Origin of the sequence: Streptomyces muensis, from assembly GCF_021474425.1 — a bacterium.
In the GTDB taxonomy this organism is placed as follows: domain Bacteria; phylum Actinomycetota; class Actinomycetes; order Streptomycetales; family Streptomycetaceae; genus Streptomyces; species Streptomyces muensis.
In genome coordinates, this window is sequence record NZ_JAKEIP010000449.1 from 1 (window position 1) to 3,916 (window position 3,916).

The following is a 3,916-nucleotide window of genomic DNA, read 5'->3' on the forward strand; positions in this document are numbered from 1 at the left end:
CCTCTTTCAACCCACCCCCCGCAAACCGCGATTATATACCCGGTCTGGTGGGCTCGGAGATGTTTATAAGCCCCCGGTGGGGGGCGCGTCGGGGTGGCGGGTGTCCGAGGGGACCGCTGCCGTGGGTGCCGCGGTCAGCAGGCCCTTGGGGAGGACCGCGACCGCGGCGACGCCGCCCTGCTTCTGCTCGCGGAGCTGGACGCGGACGCCGTGGCGGTGGGCGAGGCGGGCGACGACGTAGAGGCCGAGGCCCAGGCCGTCGTCGCCTTCCTGGTCGTAGGTGTTCTCGGGGTCGAAGTCGGCGAGGCGGGCGTTGAGGCGGGTCAGGCGGTCGCCGGTCATGCCGATGCCCTCGTCCTGGACCGACAGCATCACCTCGCCGCTCTCCAGCAGCCAGCCGGAGACCTCGACGGGCAGGTCAGGCGGGGAGAACGACGTGGCGTTCTCCATCAGTTCGGCGAGGAGGTGGGAGAGGTCGTCCGCCGCGAAGCCCGCCACATGGGCGTGGGGCGGCAGCGCCGCGATGCGTACCCGCTCGTAGCGCTCGATCTCGCTGACCGCGGCCCGTACGACGTCGACCAGCGGGACCGGTCCCGCGTGCTGTTGGACATGCTCGGTGCCGGCGAGGACGAGGAGGTTCTCGCTGTGGCGGCGCATGACGGTGGCGAAGTGGTCGAGCTTGAAGAGCGTGGCGAGGCGCTCGGGGTCCTGCTCGCGCTCCTCCAGGCCCTCGATGACCGCGAGTTGGCGTTCGACGAGGCCGAGGGTGCGCAGGGCGAGGTTGACGAAGGTGTTGCCGATGCTGCCGCGCAGACGCTCCAACTGGGTGGCGGACTGGGCGAGTTCGGCGCGCAGGCTCTCGCGCGCGTCGGCCATCTTCTGGCGCTGGCCGACCAGGTGCTTGCGGTCGGACTCCAGGGTGGTGATGCGCTCGTGGAGGGCGAGGGCGTGCGCGTGCAGGGCGTTGACGGAGTCGACGACCTGGGCGAACTCGTCCCTGCGGCCGGTGAACTTGACCGGCTCCTGCGCCATCGGGTCCTCGGCGCGCGCGAGCCGGGCGGAGCCGAGGCGCAGGACGGCGAGGGGGCGGGTCAGACTGCGGGCCATGCCGGTGGCGACGCCCACCGCGAGCAGCATCAGGGCGCCGAGGATCGCGATCCGGATCTCCAGCGCGGTGACGTCGTCGTCGCGCAGCCCCTCCAGGGCCTTCGTACGGCGGTCGTAGAGGGCGGACTCCACACCGCGCATCAGGTCGACACGGGCGGAGAGGGCGGCCTCGGCGCGCTCGGTGTTCGTGGCCAGGTCACGGTCGGAGAGCGCGGGCTGGTCGGTGAGGGCGGCGAGATACCGGTCGGCGGTGTCGACGTCGGGGCCAGTGACCGTGGAGTCGTACGACGTGCGTGCCGTCTTGGGCGCGGTGTCGTGGAAGTCGGCGAGGGCGGCGTCGGAGCGCAGCCGGGCCTGCTGGGCGGCGGCGCTGAGGGCGGCGCGCTGCTTGGCGTCGGCGTCCGAGGAGGTCTTCTGGGTGCTCGCGATGCCGGTGATCGGGTCGACGACGGTCTCGGTGGTGGTCGGCACGCTGAGCGCGGCGAGCAGCAGGCCCCGGGCGGCGGCGGCCTGCTGGACGGCGGAGTCCAGCTCGGCGAGCGCGTGGGCCCCGGCGCCCGCGCGGGGCGGCATCCGCTCGGCCAGGCTCTCGGCGAGCCGGTGGAGTTCGGTGATGGTCGCCGAGTAGGCGGTGTGCGCCTCCAGCGCGCTGCTCTTGCCGGTGAGCGCGCCCCTGCGTACGGCGGCGATGGCGTCGAGGTCGTCGCGCAGCGAGGCGGGTGCGTCGGGGTCGGCGCGCAGTTCCTCGACCTGGCGGTCGACGCGGACGCTGCGCTGCTCGCTGGGCGCCTTGGACTTGGGGCGGCCGGCGGCGACGTAGGACGTGACCTCGTCGCGTTCGTCGGCGAGGGAGTGGGCGAGGGTGAGCGCGTTCTCGGTCTGCTCGGCGAGGGTCACCAGTTCCTGGGAGTCGTGCAGTTGCCCGGAGGCGGTGACGATCGAGGGGACGCCGGCGCCGGCGATGGCGGCGGCAACCACGGCCACGGCGACGATCAGCCGGTTCCGTACGTGTGTGGGGCGGCCCTTGCCCGCGGGTGCGGCGTCGCCGGTGGTGCCGGTCGCGGCGCCGGACGTGGGCTGCGTGCCCCCTGCGGAGGGCGTCTGCTTGCCTGAGCGACGTGGCCGCGTCTTCTGCACCGGTGCTCGCATTCCTGACTCGTGATACCCATGGGTCCGGATGACGTTCCGTCAACTACCGCCGACCTCGCGCACACCCCTCCCCCAAGCTCTCGCCCGCGAGCGGAGCTCGCTGATTGATGCAGCGCTCGAGCAGGGGGTGTCCTCACCGGTCCCCGACCCTCCCAGTGCCGGTGGGCGACGACCGCGCATCACCTGACCCGCCACCCGAAGGAGTGAACCCCGGAGGGGAGTTGGCGGGCAAGTTCCTCGGGCGCCCGCACCCGCCTTGTACGGCAGGCCGGTTGGACGTCTGCGGCGGGCGGTGGCAGGATTCGCCGCCACGCCTTCCCGGAGCGCTCCATTCCACCCCAAATCCGACGTCTGACCTGCGCTCCCTCACTCATTCGGCAACCAATGCGCCCCCTTCGTGGACCTTGTGAAGGGCTCGTGCAGACTGGCCGAATGCGAACAGAGCTTGTTTCGGAGCCCGGCGATCCGGCCCGCCCCAACGAGGACTTCGCGAGTGTCGGCCTTCCCGCCTCGGGACAGGGCGGGGTGCTGGTGGTCCTGGACGGGGTGACCCCACCGAGGGGTGAGACGGGCTGTCTGCATTCCGTCCCCTGGTTCACCGCGCGGCTCGGCGGTGCGCTGACCGAACTGACCGTTTCACTCCCCGATGTTCCGCTCGCCGACGCGCTGGGCCTGGCCATCACACGTACCGCCGACGCTCACGCCCAAACCTGTGACCTTTCTCACCCACGCACCCCACAGGCCACGGCGGTTCTGGCCCGCTGGTCGCCGCGGACGGTCGAGTACCTGATCCTCTCCGACTCCGCCCTCCTGCTGGAGTCCCCCGACGGCACCGTCACCCCCCGCCTCGACGACCGCCTGGCCCGCCTCCCCCGCGCCTCCCTGGCCACGGACGCCCTGATCGACACCCACATCCGCAACAAGGAGGGCGGCTTCTTCACGGCCGCCGCGGATCCCTCGGTGGCGACGCGGGCGGTGACCGGTGCGCTGCCACGCGAGGAGGTCCGCGCCCTCGCGGCCCTGACGGACGGGGCGACGCGCTGGGTGGAGAAGTTCCGCGAGGGGGACTGGGCGGACTGCTTCCGGTTCCTGCGGAAGGAGGGCGCACGGGAGCTGGTGGGCCGGGTGCGGGCACTGGAGCGGGCCGACGCGGAGGAGCGGACGTATCTGGGGCGGAGCAAGACGCATGACGATGCGACGGTGGTGTACGTGGAGTGGTGAGCGGACCGGGGGCGCCCGCGCTCGGCCCGGACGACCCGGTCGCCCCGGACCGCCCGGTCGGCCCGCTCGGCCCGGACGGCTCCGACGGTCCGCATGCCCGGGACAGTCCGGACCGCTCGAGGGCTCGGGGGTCAGACGGCCCGGGGCTCGAGGAACTCGGGGCTCAGACGGCCCGCAGTGCCCCGGACGGGTCGGGGAGGCTCGGGGGACCCGGGAGGCTCGCGCGCCCCAAGACGGCCCGGACGGCGCAGACGCCCCGCATAACCCGGACAGCCCGCACGCCTTGGCGGGCCGGACGACCTGGGGACCCAGAGGCTCGGGGGCTCGCGCGCCCCACAGCGTCCCGACAGCTACCGCACGTCCCGGATAGCTCGCACACCCCGGAGGGCTCGGACGGCCCGGGGCTCGAGGAACTCGGGGCTCAGACGGCCCGCAGTGC

Annotated in this window: 2 protein-coding genes; one reads left to right on the forward strand and one right to left on the reverse strand. The window is 73.0% G+C overall.

The window, feature by feature from the left end:
• Nucleotides 1-63: 63 nt before the first annotated feature.
• Nucleotides 64-2,244: a sensor histidine kinase gene (locus L0P92_RS42795; protein WP_372497429.1), complete on the reverse strand. Its 2,181-nt coding sequence runs from the start codon at nt 2,242-2,244 to the stop codon at nt 64-66.
• Nucleotides 2,245-2,688: 444 nt separating this feature from the next.
• Between L0P92_RS42795 and L0P92_RS42800 the strand changes: the two genes are divergently transcribed.
• Nucleotides 2,689-3,477, forward strand: a complete 789-nt coding sequence (locus L0P92_RS42800) for a protein phosphatase 2C domain-containing protein (protein ID WP_234768539.1) — start codon at nt 2,689-2,691, stop codon at nt 3,475-3,477.
• Nucleotides 3,478-3,916: the final 439 nt, after the last annotated feature.